The sequence below is a fragment of the Pseudomonas sp. IzPS59 genome, from assembly GCF_014863505.1.
Taxonomy (GTDB): Bacteria; Pseudomonadota; Gammaproteobacteria; order Pseudomonadales; family Pseudomonadaceae; genus Aquipseudomonas; species Aquipseudomonas kribbensis.
In genome coordinates this window covers 5727912-5746631 of record NZ_CP062251.1, presented here as the reverse complement: position 1 = coordinate 5746631, position 18720 = coordinate 5727912, and the positions used below count along the sequence as shown (strand labels likewise).

The 18720-nt window shown below is 60.2% G+C and carries 14 protein-coding genes and 1 tRNA gene; 3 read left to right on the top strand and 12 right to left on the bottom strand.

Features of this window, described 5'->3' with window-relative positions; genetic code table 11:
- Positions 1 to 18: 18 nt before the first annotated feature.
- The 8 genes from IF189_RS25865 to rpsU form a co-directional block, all read right to left on the bottom strand.
- A complete protein-coding gene (locus IF189_RS25865) occupies positions 19 to 813 on the bottom strand; it encodes a carbon-nitrogen hydrolase family protein (protein ID WP_192552449.1) in 795 nt (264 codons plus the stop codon).
- A gap of 12 nt (positions 814 to 825) precedes the next feature.
- Positions 826 to 2508 carry a flavin monoamine oxidase family protein gene (locus tag IF189_RS25860; RefSeq protein ID WP_192552448.1) on the bottom strand — a complete coding sequence of 561 codons (1683 nt, stop codon included), beginning with the start codon at positions 2506 to 2508 and terminating at the stop codon, positions 826 to 828.
- A gap of 146 nt (positions 2509 to 2654) precedes the next feature.
- Complete coding sequence (locus IF189_RS25855; protein ID WP_007959884.1) at positions 2655 to 3116, bottom strand: Lrp/AsnC family transcriptional regulator; 462 nt, start codon at positions 3114 to 3116, stop codon at positions 2655 to 2657.
- A gap of 56 nt (positions 3117 to 3172) precedes the next feature.
- Positions 3173 to 3249: transfer RNA gene (locus tag IF189_RS25850), tRNA-Ile, on the bottom strand.
- Between the two features lie 15 nt (positions 3250 to 3264).
- Complete coding sequence (locus IF189_RS25845) at positions 3265 to 7011, bottom strand: bifunctional diguanylate cyclase/phosphodiesterase (protein WP_134828303.1); 3747 nt, start codon at positions 7009 to 7011, stop codon at positions 3265 to 3267.
- 125 nt (positions 7012 to 7136) lie between these two features.
- Positions 7137 to 8984: an RNA polymerase sigma factor RpoD gene (gene rpoD, locus IF189_RS25840; RefSeq protein ID WP_085709208.1), complete on the bottom strand. Its 1848-nt coding sequence runs from the start codon at positions 8982 to 8984 to the stop codon at positions 7137 to 7139.
- A gap of 67 nt (positions 8985 to 9051) precedes the next feature.
- Positions 9052 to 11019: a DNA primase gene (gene dnaG / locus IF189_RS25835; RefSeq protein ID WP_192552447.1), complete on the bottom strand. Its 1968-nt coding sequence runs from the start codon at positions 11017 to 11019 to the stop codon at positions 9052 to 9054.
- 483 nt (positions 11020 to 11502) lie between these two features.
- On the bottom strand, positions 11503 to 11718 hold the full coding sequence (gene rpsU / locus IF189_RS25830; protein ID WP_002551877.1) for a 30S ribosomal protein S21: 216 nt from the start codon (positions 11716 to 11718) through the stop codon (positions 11503 to 11505).
- 199 nt (positions 11719 to 11917) lie between these two features.
- Between rpsU and tsaD the strand changes: the two genes are divergently transcribed.
- A complete protein-coding gene (gene tsaD, locus IF189_RS25825; RefSeq protein WP_039768071.1) occupies positions 11918 to 12943 on the top strand; it encodes a tRNA (adenosine(37)-N6)-threonylcarbamoyltransferase complex transferase subunit TsaD in 1026 nt (341 codons plus the stop codon).
- 23 nt (positions 12944 to 12966) lie between these two features.
- Here the strand turns inward: tsaD and plsY are convergent, their stop codons facing one another.
- Positions 12967 to 13536, bottom strand: a complete 570-nt coding sequence (gene plsY / locus IF189_RS25820) for a glycerol-3-phosphate 1-O-acyltransferase PlsY (RefSeq protein WP_085709211.1) — start codon at positions 13534 to 13536, stop codon at positions 12967 to 12969.
- Positions 13537 to 13610: 74 nt separating this feature from the next.
- Here plsY and folB point away from each other — a divergent pair, with 74 nt between their 5' ends.
- Together folB and folK are read left to right on the top strand one after the other, a co-directional pair.
- Positions 13611 to 13967 (top strand): dihydroneopterin aldolase, encoded by a 357-nt coding sequence (gene folB, locus IF189_RS25815; RefSeq protein WP_056786656.1) that lies wholly within the window; start codon positions 13611 to 13613, stop codon positions 13965 to 13967.
- The gene (gene folK / locus IF189_RS25810) at positions 13958 to 14479 is read left to right on the top strand and encodes a 2-amino-4-hydroxy-6-hydroxymethyldihydropteridine diphosphokinase (RefSeq protein WP_192552446.1); all 522 of its coding nucleotides are present in this window, start codon (positions 13958 to 13960) and stop codon (positions 14477 to 14479) included. The genes folB and folK overlap by 10 nt, the downstream gene beginning before the upstream one ends.
- A 40-nt stretch (positions 14480 to 14519) precedes the next feature.
- On the opposite strand, the gene IF189_RS25805 is transcribed toward folK, so the two are convergent.
- The 3 genes from IF189_RS25805 to IF189_RS25795 all read right to left on the bottom strand — a co-directional run bounded on the left by IF189_RS25805 (position 14520) and on the right by IF189_RS25795 (position 18643).
- A complete protein-coding gene (locus tag IF189_RS25805) occupies positions 14520 to 15749 on the bottom strand; it encodes a multifunctional CCA addition/repair protein (RefSeq protein ID WP_192552445.1) in 1230 nt (409 codons plus the stop codon).
- A 63-nt stretch (positions 15750 to 15812) separates the two neighbouring features.
- Positions 15813 to 17375 (bottom strand): SpoVR family protein, encoded by a 1563-nt coding sequence (locus tag IF189_RS25800; RefSeq protein WP_114885894.1) that lies wholly within the window; start codon positions 17373 to 17375, stop codon positions 15813 to 15815.
- Entirely contained in the window at positions 17372 to 18643 is a 1272-nt protein-coding gene (locus tag IF189_RS25795) for a YeaH/YhbH family protein (RefSeq protein ID WP_085709216.1), read from the bottom strand. The genes IF189_RS25800 and IF189_RS25795 overlap by 4 nt, the downstream gene beginning before the upstream one ends.
- Positions 18644 to 18720: the final 77 nt, after the last annotated feature.

Below are 18720 nucleotides of genomic sequence, written 5' to 3'. Positions count from 1 at the left end.
AGTGCCAATGCTAGCGGATTAGCGCTTGTTGAGCGCGTCGTAAAGTTCAGGACGGCGGTCGTTGAAGTAGCGGTTGGCGCTGCGGGAGTCGACCATCAACTGGCGATCCAGCTCACCGACGATCAGTGCTTCATCCAGCCCGGCCTGGGCGATGCGGCTGCCATCCGGCGCGGCAATGCTGCTTTGCCCGCAGTAATGGATGTCGCCTTCGCGGCCGCAGTAGTTGGCGTAAGCCACGTAGCACTGGTTTTCGAAAGCGCGGGAGCGCACAGAAACATCGGCAATGAAATCGAAAGGAATCATGTTCGCCGTCGGCACCAGAATCAGCTCGGCACCTTCAAGGGCCAGGCGCCGGGCGTTTTCCGGAAATTCCAGGTCGTAGCAGATCAGGAACCCGAGCTTCCAGCCGTTGAGTTCGACGATGGGAAACTCGCCATCGCCGGGACTGAACATCGAACGATCCAGATCGCCGAACAGATGCGTCTTGCGGTAATTGCACAGGCGCTCACCGCTCGAATCGATCAACTGCACGGCGTTGTAGATCTGCCCATCCGCCGTGCGCTCGGGGTATCCGTAGAGGATCGCCAGGCCAGCAGCCTTGGCGATCCGCCCGACTTGCTGCGCCCATTCACCGTTGTAGACCTCGGCCAGCGTCGCGACTGCTTCCTTGCCGATGTTGTAGCCGGTCAGAAACATCTCCGGCACCACCAACAGGTCGGCACCTTTGGCCTCCATCGCCAGTTGTTGCAGGCGCTGGAGGTTGGCGGCGGGTTCCAGAGGCAGCGGTGGGCATTGGTAAAGGGCTACACGCATCAGGGATTCCTCTTACTCGGGCAGGGCGATCGGGCCGATGTCATTGAACACATCACCCGGACCAGGGTTCTCTGTATGTGTGGACCCGCCGAAGTGCTTCATGATTCCCCACACCGCGTTGAGCGAGGTCTGCACTGCGCCTTCAACCCACGCTGGCGTCCACGATACGTCGTCGCCGGCGATGAAAATCCCGCGCTGCTCCGGCGGCATGTCGTCCTGCATGAAGTGCGCGTACATGCGCTGGTTGTAGCGGTAGTGACCGGGCAGGGCGCCCTTGAACGCACCGAGAAAATGCGGGTCGGCTTCCCACGACACGGTGATCGGATCGCCGATGATCCGTGCGGCGATATCGACTTTCGGGTAGATCTTCTTCAATGCGTCCAGCGCCAGTTTCACGCGTTTTTCCACCGGGTGCGGGAGCATTTTCAGCGCATCGCTCATCCAAGAATACGACAGGCAGATCACGCCCGGCTTGTCGTCGCCATTGTCGAACAGGTAGGTGCCACGGGTCAGGCGATCGGTGAGGGTCATGCTCATCAGGTCGCGGCCGGTTTCCGGGTCCTTGTCCTTCCAGAACGGGCGGTCAACCATCACGAAGGTCTTCGACGATTGCATGTAGCGCGTACGGTCCAGCGCCATCCACATCTTTTGCGAGAACAGGGTTTCGTCGCATTCGATCTGGGTGGTCAGCAGCCAGCTCTGACAGGTGGTCAGTACGGCGGCGTATTCGCGGGTGTCGCCATTGTTGTCGGTGACCGCGAAACGTCCGTCAGGCGCGTGGGCGATTTTCTTCACCCCGGAGCGCGGCGCGCCGTGGTGCAGCGATTTCAGGCTGGTGCCTTGCGGCCAGTGCACGCAGCGCTCCGGCACATGACGCCAGATGCCTTGTGGCACTTGTTCCACGCCGCCGACCACCAGGTGCTGGTGATCGTCGCAGTTGGTCATCACCACGCGGAAAATTTCCAGCATCGAGTTGGGGAAGTCCGAGTCCCAGCCGCCGGTACCGAAACCGACCTGCCCGAACACTTCGCGGTGATGGAACGACAGCTTGGCGAAGGCTTTCGACGTGGCGACGAAGTCGTAGAAGGTGCGGTCGTCCCACAGCGGCACCAGGGTGTTCCACAGTTCCTTGAGGCGTGGCACATCGCGGTCGCGGATCGCTTGCTGTATATCGGCGAACTGCGAGCCAGCCTCCAGAGCGTCGGCCCAGGCGTCAGCCACTTCCTGGAACAGTGCAGGAAGATCCTTCAGGCTCTGTGCGTAATGGGTTTTGCCTTCCAGGTCGATCACGGTGCTGCCGGACGCCGGCGTCAGCGGGTTGGGGAAGGGCTTGGTTTCCAGGCCGAGTTTGTCGACGTAGTGATAGAACGCGGTGGAGGACACCGGGAAGCGCATGCCGCCGAGTTCGGCGACGATGCCGTCAGTGCCGTTGAATGCCTGGGAGCGCAGACGGCCGCCAAGCTTCGAGGCCTCATAAACGACGGGTTTCAGGCCGAGCTTCATCAGCTCGTAAGCGGCCACCAGACCTGCGATGCCGGCACCGACAATCGCCACTTCGGCACCGTGGTTATGCTCGGGAATGCTGCCCAGACCGGCGGGGTGTTCGATCCAGTCGTCGAAGGCGAACGGAAAGTCCGGGCCGAAAATGGTGATCGGTTTCTTACCGTCTGCAGGATGGCGATTGTTCTTGTTCATGGCTGACCTTGCTGGCGACCCGACGCTGGATGCGCGTCTGAGTATAGGAAAAGATGCCAGCCATTCTAGGGAGCGTAGAACACGTTAATAAGACGCAAAGTGTCGTCGATTTGAGTGTTGGCGCTGCAATATGACGATAAAATTGGTCAGACTGGATGCCCGCGATCAATCTTGCTGCTGAGGATGATCGAGGTCGTGGTCTTCTCGACGCCGTCTACGCTGCCGATCTGATCCAGAAGTTGATCGAGCTGTTCCGGCGAATCGGTTCGCAGCCACGCCACGTAATCAAATTCACCACTCACCGCACACAACTGCTGCACCTGGGCCATCGCACTCAACCGGCGCAACACCTCTTTGCCGGAGCGCGGCTGCACCTTGATCCCGACATACGCCTGCAACCCGCCATCCACCACGCGTTGGCCCAGGCGCACGCCGTAGCCGGTGATGACTTTGGCCTTTTCCAGCCGCGCCAGCCGCGAAGTCACGGTCGTGCGGGCGATCCCCAATTGCCTGGCCAGCATCGCCACGCTTTCGCGGGCATTGATTTGCAGGGCAGCGATCAGCTGGCGGTCGATTTCATCGAGCACGGGTGGGCGGATGTCGGGCAAGGGACTTCTCCACGCAGGTACGAAAAAGCCGCACATATGTGCGGCTTTTTCATGTTTGGTGGGCCCACACGGACTTGAACCGTGGACCAAAGGATTATGAGTCCTCTGCTCTAACCAACTGAGCTATAGGCCCTCAGTAGGCCGCGGATTATAGCGACGGTTTCTCGGCTGTGCTATCCGAAAAATCTGATACGGCTATGCGAAGAAACGTCGCGGCGAATTCCTCCGGTGGCAGCGGCAGGCTGACGATGTAGCCCTGGATCTGCTCGCAGCCTTCGGCGGCGAGGAATTGTTGTTGGGCCTGGGTTTCCACGCCTTCGGCGATCACAGTGAATTGCATGCTGCGGCCCAGGGCGATGATGGCGCGGACAATCGCCGCGTCGTGGGGATCGTCGGGCAGGCCGCGGACGAAAGACTGGTCGATCTTGAGGATGTCCAGCGGCAGGCGTTTGAGGTAACTCAGCGAGGAATAACCGGTGCCGAAGTCGTCGATGGCCAGTTGCACGCCGAGGTGTTTGAGTTGGTGCAGCACCGCCAGCGCTTCTTCGGCCTGGCTCATGATGAAGTTTTCGGTAATTTCCAGTTGCAGTAAATCCGGTCTCAGGCGGTTGTCCTTGAGCAGTTGTTCGATGCGCCCCAGCAGGTTCGGCTGACGCAATTGTGCGCCGGCGAGGTTGACCGAGAGCGGGCCCAGGGAGTCGTAGATCTGGCCCCACTCGAACATCTGCCGGCAGGCGGTTTCCAGCACCCAGTCGCCGATTTGCAGAATCATCCCGTTCTCTTCCGCCAGCGGTATGAAATGTTCCGGGGGCACCTCACCGAAGGTCGGGTGGCGCCAGCGGATCAGGGCTTCGGCCCCGACCAGGCTGTGATCGTCGAGGCTGATTTTCGGCTGGTAGTAGAGGTACAGCTCTTCGCGCTCAATGGCCCGGCGCAGTTCATGTTCCAGCGCCACACGTTCGCTGGCCTGGGCGGTGAGGTCGCGGGTGTAGCTTTCGACACGGTTGCGGCCCTTGGCCTTGGAACGGTACATCGCCGCGTCGGCGTTCTTGATCAGAGTGGCGACGTCGCAGCCGTCACGGGGATAGAGGCTGGTACCGATGCTGGCACTGATGAAAAACTCGTGCTCGCCGGCCTGGAATGGTGCTCCGAAACAGTTCAGCAGTTTAGTGGCGATGTTGTCGGCATCGCCGGCCTGTTGCAGCCCCGGCAGCAGGATGATGAATTCGTCGCCACCCAGTCGCGCCACGGTATCGATATCGCGTAACTGTTCCTTGAGGCGTACGGCGATGCCCTTGAGTAGCAGGTCGCCAACCGGATGGCCGAGGCTGTCGTTGATGTGTTTGAAGCGATCGAGGTCGAGGAACAGCACCGCGCCCAGACCGCCGTTCTCTTGCTGGCCGTTCAGTGCCGTCAGCAGGCGGCTTTCGAACAGCGTGCGATTCGGCAGGCCGGTCAACGGATCATGGTGGGCCTGGTAATCGAGTTTGGCCTGGGCGTGCTTGAGGCTGGAGATATCGGCAAACACCGCGACGAAGTGGGTAATGAACCGGTCGCGGTTGCGCACGGCGCTGATGGTCAGCCAGCTCGGGTACAGCTCGCCATTCTTGCGCCGGTTGGAAATCTCGCCCTGCCAGTGGCCTTCGTCAGTCAATTGATGCCACATCGCTGCATAGAATGCGCTGTCGTGCAGCCCGGAAGCCAGCAGGCGCGGGGTATGGCCGAGCGCCTCGCTTTCGCTGTAACCGGTGATTTCGGTAAAGGCGCGGTTCACGGCACTGATGTGCTGTTGCGTATCGGTGATCAGCACGCCTTCGGCGGTACTCTCGAACACCGTTGCGGCCTGCTGCAGTTTTTCCTGCATCAGATGGCGTTCCGTGATGTCTCGAGCGATGGTCAGCATGCAGTCGTCATCGCCGATCGGCAACGGACGGCTGGACACTTCGCAGAGGCGGATTTGCCCGTCGCTGCGGCGGATGTGGCAGGTGAAGTCACGAACGAAACCGTCACGGTGCAGCAGGTCGAGCATCTGTTTGCGTTCGTTGAGATTGACCCAGATCCCCAGGTCCAGTGCCGAACGGTCCACCGACATGGCGCTGTTGAAACCGGTGATGCGGCTGAAACCTTCATTGACTTCCAGCAGCAGGCCATCGCTCTGACGCGACAACAGCAGGCCGTCCGGCGAGGCGTGGAAGGCCTTGGCGAACTTCTCTTCGGAGGTTTGCAGTTGCTGTTGGGTTTCCTTGAGCTGGGTAATGTCGCGCACTACCACGACCAGCGCCGGTGTGGTGTCGAGTTCGAACGGTTCGGCGGAAATCAGCCCGGTGAACACCTGCCCGTTGCTGCGACGAAAGGGCATCTCCAGGTTGCGAATGCTGCCGGCCTGCAGGCGTTGCAGCAGGCCGGGGCCAACGCCGGGAATACCCCAGATATTGAGTTCGGTGGCGGTCTGGCCGATGACGTCTTCGGCTTTGAGCCCGATCTGTTCCTCAAAGGCTTCGTTGACCTCCAGCAGGCAGCCGTCGGACAGCCGCGCAATCACCAGGATGTCCGGGCATTGCTGGAACACCGAGGCGAACTTCTGCTCCGACAGGCGCAGGGCTTCTTCCGTGCGCTTGGTTTCACTGATATCGATCATCAGGCCGCGCATCACCGGCTCGTGGCCGTGCTCGATGAGGCTGACAATGTCGCGCACCCAAAGGCAACGGCCGTCAGCGGTGATCACCCGGTAATCGAGACTGTGATCGCGCCCGGCGAGGACTTCGTGATCGCAGAAGCTCTGCGCACGGGTCAGGTCGGCGGGGTGGATGATGTTGCGCCAGAAGCCCGGAATCAGCCAGTGCGACAGTGGATAACCCAGCAGGTCTTCGGCGTGGGGCGACACGTAGCTGTAGGTGAAATCGCTGATTCGTGCTTCCCAGGCAATGGCCGACAGGCTCTCCACCAGCCCGCGATAGTGGTACTCGCTGCTGCGCAGTTCCTGTTCGAGGTCGATGCGCCGGGCGATTTCCGAGCTCAAGCGACGGTTGATGCGGATCACCACTGCCAGGATGATCACCAGCAACAGCAGGCCTGGCAGGCCATAGACCAGCAGATCCGACCAGAATGTCCGATGATCGAGGACGTTGCCCACCCAGTGTTCCTGGATGCTGCTGATCTGCTCCGGGGACATGTCGGCCAGGACTTTGTCCAGAATGCCCACCAGCATTTTGCTGTCGCGGGGAACCCCCATTGCCAGTTGATATCGATAAGGGGTTTCGCCGCTGACATACAGCCCGTCGAGCTTGAGCTGGCGCAGGCTCCAGACACTTGAGGCGAGATCGCCGACCACCGCGTCCACTTCGTCGGTGGCCAGGGCCTGCAGCGCCGAGCTGACATTGGGCATGGCCACCAGATTCAGATCGGGATGATGGGTACGCAGGAGTTCATGGGGGGCGTAGTTTTCGACGACCGCGATCTTCAGCCCATACAGATCCTCGATCTTGCGCGGTTGCGGCCCGCCGACATGGGCGAGGATGACGATCGGAAAATCCAGGTAAGGGCGGGTGAAGGCCAGGTAATTCTGGCGTTCCGGGGTGGACATGATGCCCGGCAGCAGATCGATCGTGCCGTTTTTGGCCTGTTCGAGCACGGCTGTCCAGCTTGAGGGTTCGATGGGCGTAAGTTTGATGGCCAGACGCTGGCGGATCACGTCGATATAGTCCGCCGCCAGGCCCTGATAGCGGTTCTGGTCATCGCGAAACTCGAAGGGGGGCCACGATGCATCGACACCCAGGCGCAAGTCCGGGTGAGCCGCCAGCCAGCTACGTTCTTCATCGGTCAGAGTCAGCGCGTCAGCCGTTGCGGTCCAGATCATCAGTGACAGCAAAAAAAGCACGGACGCCAGTCTGGGCATAACGGTCTCGTTATGGCACGGGGGAATGTTTCGAGTGTAGACGGGCTGTGCGCGGGGGAGGGCGGTGCGAGGTATTTAATCTGCCATATAAACAAAACCCCCGGCCTGGGCCGGGGGGTCTGGTATTACTCGTCGAGGAACGAACGCAGGTGTTCGCTTCGCGTCGGATGGCGCAGCTTGCGCAGCGCCTTGGCTTCGATCTGACGGATCCGCTCACGGGTTACGTCAAACTGTTTGCCGACTTCTTCGAGCGTATGGTCGGTGTTCATGTCGATACCGAAACGCATGCGCAGTACCTTGGCTTCACGGGCAGTGAGGCCGGACAGCACTTCGCGAGTCGCTTCTTTCAGGCTCTCGACCGTGGCGACATCGATTGGCGACTGCATGGTCGAGTCTTCGATGAAATCACCCAGATGAGAGTCTTCGTCATCACCGATCGGGGTTTCCATGGAGATCGGCTCTTTGGCGATCTTCAATACCTTGCGGATCTTGTCCTCAGGCATCTCCATGCGCTCACCCAGCTCTTCCGGGGTCGGTTCGCGACCCATTTCCTGCAGCATCTGGCGGGAAATGCGGTTGAGCTTGTTGATCGTCTCGATCATGTGCACCGGAATACGGATGGTGCGGGCCTGGTCGGCGATCGAGCGAGTGATCGCCTGACGGATCCACCAGGTGGCATAGGTCGAGAACTTGTAACCACGACGGTATTCGAACTTGTCCACCGCTTTCATCAGACCGATGTTGCCTTCCTGGATCAGGTCGAGGAATTGCAGGCCACGGTTGGTGTACTTCTTGGCGATGGAGATCACCAGACGCAGGTTCGCTTCAACCATCTCTTTTTTCGCGCGGCGGGCTTTCGCCTCACCGATCGACATGCGACGGTTGATGTCCTTGATCTCGGCGATGGTCAGACCGGTCTCGGTTTCCAGCGCGGTCAGCTTCTGCTGGCAACGGATGATGTCCGGTTGCACGCGACCGATGGCTTCGGCGTACTTGCTCTTGCCTTTGGCCAGGGCGTCGGACCAGCTTTCGTCGACTTCGTTGCCCGGGAACTGGCGCAGGAAATCGGCACGCGGCATACGTGCATCACGTACGCACAGCTGCATGATCGCGCGCTCTTGCTGACGCAGACGATCCAGGGCACTGCGGACACGCTCGACCAGGGCTTCGAATTGCTTCGGCACCAGTTTGATCGGCATGAACAGATCGGCCAGGGCCAGCAACTCGGCAACCGCTGCCTTGTTGTGACGACCGTGCTTTTTCAGGGCCTTGCGGGTGATTTCCATCTGGTCGGCCACGGCGCCGAAGCGCTGGGCAGCAATGACCGGATCCGGGCCGCTTTCGGCTTCTTCTTCGTCATCGGAAGCTTCGGCGTCATCGTCCTCGGAATCGTCGTCCGCTTTCGCGGCTTTCGCATCGATCGGCGGTGGCACTTCGGCAGCCGGCGGCGTAATGCCGTCGTCCGGGTCGATGTAACCGCTCAGAACGTCGGACAGGCGACCGCCTTCGGTGGTGACCCGAGTGTACTCGGAGAGAATATGGTCAACCGTGCCGGGGAAGTGCGCGATTGCGCTCATCACCTCACGGATGCCCTCTTCGATACGCTTGGCGATTTCGATTTCGCCTTCACGAGTCAGAAGCTCGACCGTACCCATTTCACGCATGTACATGCGCACTGGGTCAGTGGTGCGACCGATATCGGTCTCGACCGCTGCCAACGCGGCGGCTGCTTCTTCCGCAGCGGCCTCGTCGGTATCGGCGTCGGCCAACATAAGGGCGTCCGCATCCGGAGCACTCTCGTGTACGGGGATCCCCATGTCGTTAATCATGCGGATGATGTCTTCCACCTGCTCCGGATCTGAAATATCCTCGGGCAGGTGGTCGTTGACCTCGGCGTAAGTCAGATACTTCTGCTCACGACCCAGTTTGATCAACTCAATAATACGAGACTGCTGTTGCGCTTTTCCGGACATAACACCCTATCCACTGAAGGTCTTGGCGGGCAAAAAACAAGCCGAGGATTATACCTGAGCTATGACCTCACGCGCCAGTTGAGGTCGGGTTTGATGCAGGAACATCCCGTTTGAGCAATTCGAGCAGCAAAGATTTTTCTTCGGTGCTCAGATCGCTTTGACGTGATTTCCTGAGAAGTTGTTCCAGCTTTCGCTCGCGCTGGCGGGCTGACAAGCTAGTTATGGTGTCGAAAAACTGTTGTTCAAGGTTTTCTCCGTTGATCAACCACTCCTTTTCTGCCAGGCGGGTCAGCAATCGACCTTGTTCGGTGCCATGCCATCGCGAGATCAACTGAAAAGAGTTTAGCTGAGGATTCTTTTGCACGGCTTCCAGTGAGGCCACCAGCAGCTGGGTATTGGTATTGTCTTCGTCCGCAAAGTGGCTGGCCGTCTCGACCTTCAGCGCCAGTTGCGGGTGGTGGATCACCGTTCGCAGGGCGGCCATGATCGGTGGCTCGACGGGAGCCGGCACTCTCGGGGCGCGCGGTTGATCGCGATCACCGCCACGCTTGCCGTTCTTGTCCCAGGGCTTTTTGTCCCATTTCTTGCCGCCGGCACCGGGTTTCTTCGGCGTCCATTCCTGCTGCGGCACATACATGTCCTGTGCCTGCGGCTGATGGTAGTCGCTGAAGTCCGGCATCGCGTCGTAGTCGATGCCCGGATCGTAGGCGGGTGGCGCTTCCTGCGGTGCGCTCTGGGCCAACTGACTGACGGTCTCGCTGCTCAGGCCGGTGATTTCGGTCAGGCGCTGACGCATCAGGATTCGCAGGTTGGCCCCTGGTACTTTATCGATCAACGGCGCGGCAAGCGTCGCCATGTGCGCCTTGCCTTCGAGCGAGCGAGGGTCGGCTTCTTCGGTCAGTTGCTGGAAGAAATAATCTGCCAGTGGCTGCGCGTGCTGATTGATCCGCGCACGGAAGGCGTCGGTGCCTTCGGCGCGGATCAAGGTGTCCGGGTCTTCGCCTTCGGGCAGGAACAGGAAGCGTGCGCGGCGACCGTCCTGCAGGCTGCTCAGCGTGGCTTCCAGTGCGCGCCATGCGGCGTTGCGGCCGGCCTGGTCGCCGTCGAAGCAGAACAGCACGTTCGGCACGACGCGAAAAAGGCGCTTCAGGTGCTCTTCGCTGGTGGCCGTGCCCAGTGTTGCAACGGCATTGCGCAGCCCCTGCTGGGCCAGGGCGATAACGTCCATGTAGCCCTCGACGACGATGATTTCGTCGAGGTTGCGGTTGTTCTTGCGGGCTTCATAGAGGCCGTAGAGTTCCTGGCCTTTATGGAATACAGGGGTTTCCGGTGAGTTCAGGTATTTCGGCTTGTCGTCGCCGAGGACCCGGCCGCCGAAGGCGATAATGCGCCCCCGGGTGTCGCGGATCGGAAACATCACGCGATCGCGGAAGCGGTCATAGCGCTTGCCGGTTTCGGCGTTCTCGATCAGCAGGCCGGCGTCGATCATGGCTTTCTGCTGCAGGGTGTCGCTGCTCAGGTGCTTGAACAGATTGTCCCAGCCTGGCGGGGCGAAGCCGAGGCCGAAGTCCCGGGCAATCTCCCCCGTCAGTCCGCGGCCCTTGAGGTAATCCACGGCAGCCTTGCGTGCCGGGTGGCTCTTGAGCGCCTGACGGTAAAAATCCGCAGCGGCGGTCAGCAGTGGATAAAGCGGCGAATCGGTCGGTTGTCGCGGTTTGTGCGAGCGGCCGCCTTCTTCGCGGGGTACTTCCATGCCGGCGGCTTTGGCCAGGTCCTCGACGGCCTGGGGGAAGTCCAGGTTGTCGTGGTCCATGAGAAAACCGAGCGCGTTACCGCCGGCGCCGCAACCGAAGCAGTAATAGAACTGCTTGTCGGGGCTGACGCTGAACGACGGGGTTTTCTCTTTATGGAACGGGCAACAGGCGGTGTAGTTCTTGCCGGCCTTCTTCAGTTGCACGCGCGAGCTGACCACGTCGACGATGTCGGTGCGGTTCAGCAGGTCGTCAATGAAGCTCTGGGGAATCAGCCCGGCCATGGCGTTCTCGTCGTCTGCGCTGTAATGAGTCCGATGCGATGGGCGGCCGGACGCGGGTCATGCTTGAAAGCGCACAAAGAGTGCGGCTCGACCGGTGTCGTTTGCGTAATCGCTGTCGGGAAGTGTATCTGCCGAAAATCCACTGACGTTAGTACCTATCAGTCTTCGACTTTATGAAAGTGTTGCGCTGAATCCGCTGACGGCCGGTTGAAGGCCTCGGATAGCTCATGAAGCGGGCACGCAAGCAGGTGCCTTGGGCTGATCGTCGTAAGAGGAATCAGTGGGTGTGCTCGTCAGTAGCCTTGAAAGGCTCGTCAGAAAAGACGTGCACCGCTGGCAAAAGAGCCAGGCCTGACGCGGTGAAGCGGATTTGTCTCGGTCGCGTGTGCGGCTTCGACGGTGAAGCATCAAGCGTTTTACGCAAATGCCATTAGCCCGGCTGAGGGCCGGGCTTGGCAGAAGCTTGCTACGATCGTCTGTGTATTAGTACAGACGAACGGCGCGGCGCTGTTCGCGCTGAACTTTCTTGGCGTGACGCTTAACAGCGGCTGCTGCCTTGCGCTTACGCTCGGAAGTTGGCTTCTCGTAAAATTCGCGGCTACGAACTTCAGCCAGTACACCGGCTTTTTCGCAGGAGCGCTTGAAACGACGCAGAGCTACGTCGAAGGGTTCGTTCTCTTTAACTTTGACGGCTGGCATCCAGAGCTACCTTCATTCATTACCGGGGTCAACATCCTCGCGGCAAAAGAGCACTTGAAGACGTCGGTTTTTAAGGGTTGCGGATGTTAACCCCTCAACGCTCGGAATGCAAAGCCTCTGATCGAAAACCGCTGGTCGGGGCATCCAGTGGCGACTATTATGCGCGCCTTCGAATTCAGCCTAAACAAGGCGCAAACCCATGCTAGTACTGGGATTAGAAACTTCCTGCGACGAAACCGGCGTCGCTTTATACGACAGCGAGCGCGGTCTGCTGGCCGACGCACTGTTCAGCCAGATCGACCTGCACCGCGTCTACGGCGGGGTGGTGCCGGAGCTCGCCTCCCGCGATCACGTCAAGCGCATGCTGCCGTTGATCCGTCAGGTGCTGGCCGAGGCTGACTGCGTGCCGACCGAGATCGACGCCATCGCCTACACCGCCGGTCCCGGCCTTGTCGGCGCTTTGCTGGTGGGTGCTTCCTGCGCCCAGGCGCTGGCGTTTGCCTGGGGCATTCCGGCCCTCGGTGTGCACCACATGGAAGGCCACTTGCTGGCGCCGATGCTGGAGCCAAAACCGCCGGAGTTTCCGTTCGTCGCTTTGTTGGTCTCCGGTGGTCATACGCAGCTGGTTCAGGTTGATGGCATCGGCCAATACAGTCTGCTGGGCGAAACCCTCGATGACGCGGCAGGCGAAGCTTTCGACAAGACCGCGAAGATGATGGGCCTCAATTATCCGGGTGGTCCTGAAATCGCCAAACTGGCAGAGAAGGGGGTTGCAGGACGTTTCACCTTCCCGCGTCCGATGTGCGATCGCCCGGGTCTGGATTTCAGCTTCAGCGGCTTGAAGACTTTTGCCCTCAACACCTGGCAGCAGTGCGTCAGCGCCGGGGACGACAGCGAGCAAGCCCGTTGCGACATCGCGCTGGCGTTCCAGCAGGCCGTGGTGGAGACTTTGACCATCAAGTGCAAGCGCGCGTTGAAGCAGGCCGGCATGAAACGTCTGGTGATCGCCGGTGGCGTCAGCGCCAACAAGGCATTGCGGGTTTCTCTGGAGAAAATGCTCGGCGACATGAAGGGTGATGTGTTCTATGCCCGTCCCGAGTTCTGCACCGACAACGGTGCGATGATTGCGTTTGCCGGTTGCCAGCGTCTGCAGGCCGGCCAGCAGGAAAGCCTGGCCATCAGCGTGCAGGCACGCTGGCCGATGGAGCAGTTGTCGGCGCTGTGATGAGCGGTGCTCACGTACGGTATTTAAAAATGCCGTTCGCGCCCGGCAAACAGGTCGCGTAGATTGCCCCGGTGGCGCCAGACGATCAGCAGTGTGAGCGTGCTCATCGGCAACAGCGCTTCCGGTTCCTGCCAGGCCAGCAATGGCAGGGTCAGGGGCGTGGCGATCAATGCTGCCAGTGAGCTGGTGCGGGTCAGATAGAACGTCAGCAGCCAGGCGCACACCGCCAGCAGTGCGGCGGGTGGATACAGACCCAGCAGCATGCCGGCCGCAGTGGCGACGCCTTTGCCGCCGCGGAAGCGGAAGTACAGCGGGAACAGGTGACCGATCACGGCGCAGACGCCGATCCATGCCTGATCCTGCAGCGAAAGGCCAGCCGCCGAGGCGATCAGTACCGGCAGCAGGCCTTTGCACAGATCACCCAGCAGGGTCAGGATCGCGAGTTTGCGACCGGCCAGGCGCAGCATGTTGGTGGCGCCGGCATTACCCGAGCCACTCATTCGCGGATCCGGATTTCCGGTCAGGCGGCTGAGCAAAATGGCGAAGGACAGCGAGCCGAGCAGGTAGGCGAGAATCGCCAGTAACCAAAACATGCTAACTATTCCGGGCGAGGACGCCCTGATTCTAACGGCGCATTGCGCCCTTGTCGTGCAGCGGAGAAAAGTGCTTGGACAGAGTGTTTATCGAGGGCCTGGAAGTCGACACCGTGATCGGTGCCTACGACTGGGAGCGCGGCATCCGACAGTGCCTGCGTCTTGATCTGAGCTTCGCCTGGGACAATCGCCCGGCCGCCGCCGGTGACGACCTGACCCTGGCACTCGATTACGCCAGTGTTTCCACGCGGATCCAGGCTTTTGCCGAGCAGGCACAGTTCCAGTTGGTCGAGACCTTCGCCGAGCGTCTGGTCGAAGTGCTGATGACCGAATTCAAGATTACCTGGGTGCGCCTGAAGCTGACCAAGCCCGGCGCGGTTCCGGCCGCCAAGGGTGGCGTGGGTGTGGAGATCGAGCGCGGATGTCGCTGACTCAGGTCTACCTCGGGCTCGGTAGCAATATCGAGCGCGAAACTCATTTGCGAGCCGGTCTGGATGCCTTGGCCGGTTTTCTGGTGGATATCCGCTGCTCGGCGGTGTTCGAAAGCCAGCCGGTAGGGATCAAGAGCGGTCCGTTCTTCAATTTCGTGGTGTCGGCCTACACCGATCTGCCGCTGACGGAGCTGGATCGACGGCTGAAATTCATCGAGGCGGATAACGGCCGTTATGCCCCGGATCGCAAGGGATTGCCGCTGGATATCGACGTCTTGCTGTACGGAGAGCTGGCAGGCAATTTCGACGGGCTGATCCTGCCCCGTGCCGAGATTCTGAAAAATGCTTTTGTGCTGTGGCCGTTGTCGCTGATTGCGCCGGATCGGGTGCATCCAGGTGTGGGAAAAAGCTTTGCCACGCTGTGGTCCGAGGCGCAGATCGATCAGGTGCTGGCACCGGTCGGGTTTGAATGGCGTGGTATTCAGCTCACGCCTCCAGATCTGTTGAACTGACTGACGCCATCGCGACCGGTTCGCGATGGCGTCGTTGTTCTCAGGACGACGCTGATTCCTTGTAAGCCTTCAACGCCTTGAGCCGTTCACGCTTGAGCGCTTCGCCCAGTTCCGGGCCCTTCAATCCTTTCTCCAGCAGCGGCTGTACCGCAACGCCCCGAGCAGCGCTGGCGGCACCGCGCAGGTAATCGGCCTGTGGATAACTGCGCTGCTCAAGTCCTTTGCGGCCTCGGGCATCCATCTCGCATGCGACGATAAATTCTTCGAAGCGCTGCGGTCGGCGATAAACGTCAAAGCTCTGCAGCAATTCCAGCAAGGTCGAAGCCTTCAGTTCCAGGGCGCGATGGCCGTGGGTGTGATACTGGCCGACCAGCAAGGCCAGTTCCTGACAGTCCTTCGGTGCCTTGAAGCGTTCGTTGACCGCTTTGATCAGCTTCAGACCTTTGTGCTCATGGGCGATATGCCGCGGCCATTCCTCTTCCGGGGTCAGGCCCTTGCCGAGATCATGCAGCAGGCAGGCCCAACGTACTGTCAGTGGCTGTTTATGCAGGGCAGCTTGCTCAAGCACGCTCAAGGTGTGAATACCGCTGTCGATTTCCGGGTGATGGACTTCCGGTTGCGGTACGCCGAACAGGGCGTCGACCTCCGGCATCAGCACTTTCAGTGCGCCACAGTCACGCAGTACCTGAATGAACACCTGCGGCTGACTTTCCATCAGTGCGCGGGAAATCTCTTTCCAGCTGCGTTCGGCGGTCAGGGCCTCCAGTTCACCGGATTCGCTGAGCTGGCGCATCAATTCAAGGGTCTCGGGGGCAACCTTGAAGCCGAGTTCTGCGTAACGAGCCGCGAAGCGGGCAACACGCAAGACTCGCAGGGGATCTTCGGCGAACGCGGGGGAAACGTGACGCAGGAACCGGTCTTCGAGATCACGCTGGCCGTGATAGGGGTCGGTCAGGTTTTGCTGATCGTCCTCGGCCATGGCGTTGATCGTGAGGTCGCGGCGGATCAGGTCTTCTTCAAGCGTGACCTCGGGGCTGGCGTGAAAGGTGAACCCGCCGTAACCGCGACCGCTTTTGCGTTCGGTGCGGGCGAGGGCGTATTCCTCGCCGCTTTTCGGGTGAAGAAACACAGGGAAATCCGCGCCGACCGGGCGAAACCCTTTGGCGAGCATTTCTTCTGCGGTGGCGCCGACCACCACCCAATCGATATCGGTGACCGGTTTGCCCAGCAGGCGATCACGTACCGCGCCGCCGACCTTGTAAATCTGCATAAAAAACCTCCGTTGGCCCGACAGGATAACCCTTGCGCCGGACTTTCGGAGGCCAGAACGGGATCAAAGATGAATGACGGCCAGATCGAGCCGACCGTAATCCCCCTCGCCGTGTTCGCTGCGGGGCGGTACATGGTGGGTTTTCATGATCTGGTCGCCCTGCAGGGTTTCCAGATGAATGTCGAAACCCCATAACCGGTGCAGATGCTTGAGTACCTCGTCGGTGGAGTCGCCCAGCGGTTTGCGGTCGTGCTGCTGGTGACGCAGGGTCAGAGAACGGTCACCGCGCCGGTCGATGCTGTAGATCTGCACGTTCGGTTCACGGTTGCCCAGGTTGTACTGCGCGGCCAGGGTCTCTCGGATGATCCGGTAGCCGCCCTCGTCATGGATGGCAGGCACCAATAGATCATCTTTCTGGTCGTCATCGAGGATGCTGAACAGTTTCAGGTCACGGATCACCTTCGGCGACAGGTACTGCAGGATGAAACTCTCGTCCTTGAAGCTGCTCATGGCGAACTTGATGGTCGACAGCCAGTCGCTGCCGGCGATTTCCGGGAACCAGCGACGGTCTTCCTCCGTGGGCTCTTCACACATGCGCCGGATATCACGGTACATGGCAAAGCCCAGCGCGTAAGGGTTGATGCCGTTGTAGTAGGGGCTGTCGAAACCCGGCTGGAACACCACGCTGGTGTGAGACGTCAGGAACTCCATCATGAAGCCGTCGGTTACCAGACCCTCGTCATACAGGTCGTTCATCAGCGTGTAGTGCCAGAAAGTCGCCCAGCCTTCGTTCATCACCTGGGTCTGGCGCTGTGGATAGAAATACTGGGCGATCTTGCGCACGATGCGCACGATTTCCCGTTGCCACGGCTCCAGCAGCGGTGCGTGTTTCTCGATGAAGTACAGGATGTTTTCCTGGGGTTCGGCCGGGAACCGTGCGTTGTCCTTGTCGCTGAACTTGTCCGCGCCTTTGGGAATGGTGCGCCACAGGTCGTTGATCTGCTTCTGCAGGTGCTCTTCGCGATCCTTCTGCCGGCGCCGCTCTTCCTCGGCGGAAATCGGATACGGGCGTTTGTAACGGTCGACGCCGTAGTTCATCAAGGCATGGCAGGAGTCGAGCAGATCCTCGACCGCGTCGATGCCGTGTCGCTCCTCGCACTGCATGATGTACTGCTTGGCGAACACCAGGTAGTCGATGATCGAGCTGGCATCGGTCCAGGTGCGGAACAGGTAGTTGCCCTTGAAGAAACTGTTGTGGCCATAACAGGCATGGGCCACCACCAGTGCCTGCATGCAGATGGTGTTCTCCTCCATCAGATACGCGATGCACGGGTCGGAGTTGATCACGATCTCGTAGGCCAGCCCCATCTGCCCACGGCTATAGGATTTCTCGGTGCTGAGGAAGTGTTTGCCGTAGGACCAGTGGTGATAGCCCAGCGGCATGCCGACCGAGGCGTAGGCGTCCATCATCTGTTCGGCGGTGATCACTTCAATCTGGTTGGGATAGGTGTCCAGGGCGTACCCGGCCGCGATCCTGGCAATTTCGCGGTCGTAGGTCTGGATCAGCTCGAATGTCCATTCAGAGCCGGTGGAAATGGGTTGGCGTTTCTGCTCTTTGGCGGTCATGTCACTAACCTGCGCTGGAAGAGTTCACGGAAGACCGGATAGATATCTCCGGCCGAGACCAGCTGTTGCTGGGCAAAAGTGTCGGAAAAGGCTTCGGCGATGCGTTCGTACTCGTACCACAGGGCCTGATGTTCGCGCGGGGTGATCTCTACGTAAGTGTAGTACTGCACGAACGGCATGATCTGGTTGATCAGGATGTCGCGGCAGATCGGCGAGTCATCGTTCCAGTTGTCGCCGTCGGAGGCCTGGGCGGCGTAGATGTTCCATTCGTTGCTCGGGTAGCGCTCGGCCATGATCTCCTGCATCAGTTTCAGGGCGCTGGAGACGATGGTGCCGCCGGTTTCCCGCGAGTAGAAAAACTCTTCTTCGTCCACTTCCCGGGCGCTAGTGTGGTGGCGGATGAACACGACGTCGATCTTGTCGTAGTTCCGCTTCAGGAACAGGTACAACAGGATGAAAAAGCGTTTGGCGATGTCCTTGGTCGCCTGGGTCATGGAGCCGGAAACGTCCATCAGGCAGAACATCACAGCCTTGGAGCTGGGGTTCGGCTGCTTGATCAGCAGGTTGTACTTGAGGTCGAAGGTGTCGAGGAAGGGCACGCGATGAATGCGCGCACTGAGTTTCTCGATTTCCGCTTCCAGGTTCTGAATGTCGCCGAAATTGTCCGGTTCTTCGCGTTTCAGGCGTGCCAGCTCTTCCTTGGCCTCGCGCAGCTTGGCGCGGCTGCTGCCGGACAGCGCGATTCGCCGGGCATGGGCCGAGCGCAGGGTACGGATGATGTTGATCCGGGACGGGTTGCCCTCGTTGCTGATCCCGGCGCGAACAGTCTTGAAGGTATCGGTACCGGTCAGGTTGCGTTTGACCAGGTTCGGCAGTTCAAGGTCCTCGAACATGAACTCGAGGAATTCTTCCTGGGTGATCTGGAAGACGAATTCGTCCATGCCTTCGCCGGAGTTGCCGGCCTTGCCCGGCCCACGGCCTCCGCCACCTCCCGGCGGGCGGGCGATGTGTTCGCCGGCGGTGAATTCCTTGTTGCCGGGATGAACCACGGTCTGCTTGCCGCCGCGACCATGGTGAAGCACCGGTTCGTCGATGTCGCGACCGGGAATGCTGATCTGCTCGCCGTGCTCCATGTCGGTGATGGAGCGCCGGCTGACCGCCTCTTCGACAGCCTTCTTGATGTGGTCACGGTAACGCCGCAGGAAGCGCTGACGGTTCACCGTGCTCTTGTTCTTGCCATTGAGACGTCGGTCGATCACATAGCTCATGACTGCTCCTTAGAAGCTGTCCTGCAAAGGGCGAGCGGTCATGCAGCGTTTAACCGAATGCCTGGGGACGCAAACGC

Excerpts from the sequence above, each read along its gene's own strand:
- IF189_RS25865 (WP_192552449.1), bottom strand. The coding sequence starts at position 813 with ATGCGTGTAGCCCTTTACCAATGCCCACCGCTGCCTCTGGAACCCGCC.
- IF189_RS25860 (WP_192552448.1), bottom strand. The coding sequence starts at position 2,508 with ATGAACAAGAACAATCGCCATCCTGCAGACGGTAAGAAACCGATCACC.
- IF189_RS25845 (WP_134828303.1), bottom strand. The coding sequence starts at position 7,011 with ATGCCCAGACTGGCGTCCGTGCTTTTTTTGCTGTCACTGATGATCTGG.
- rpoD (WP_085709208.1), bottom strand. The coding sequence starts at position 8,984 with ATGTCCGGAAAAGCGCAACAGCAGTCTCGTATTATTGAGTTGATCAAA.
- dnaG (WP_192552447.1), bottom strand. The coding sequence starts at position 11,019 with ATGGCCGGGCTGATTCCCCAGAGCTTCATTGACGACCTGCTGAACCGC.
- rpsU (WP_002551877.1), bottom strand. The coding sequence starts at position 11,718 with ATGCCAGCCGTCAAAGTTAAAGAGAACGAACCCTTCGACGTAGCTCTG.
- tsaD (WP_039768071.1), top strand. The coding sequence starts at position 11,918 with ATGCTAGTACTGGGATTAGAAACTTCCTGCGACGAAACCGGCGTCGCT.
- plsY (WP_085709211.1), bottom strand. The coding sequence starts at position 13,536 with ATGTTTTGGTTACTGGCGATTCTCGCCTACCTGCTCGGCTCGCTGTCC.
- folK (WP_192552446.1), top strand. The coding sequence starts at position 13,958 with ATGTCGCTGACTCAGGTCTACCTCGGGCTCGGTAGCAATATCGAGCGC.
- IF189_RS25805 (WP_192552445.1), bottom strand. The coding sequence starts at position 15,749 with ATGCAGATTTACAAGGTCGGCGGCGCGGTACGTGATCGCCTGCTGGGC.
- IF189_RS25800 (WP_114885894.1), bottom strand. The coding sequence starts at position 17,375 with ATGACCGCCAAAGAGCAGAAACGCCAACCCATTTCCACCGGCTCTGAA.
- IF189_RS25795 (WP_085709216.1), bottom strand. The coding sequence starts at position 18,643 with ATGAGCTATGTGATCGACCGACGTCTCAATGGCAAGAACAAGAGCACG.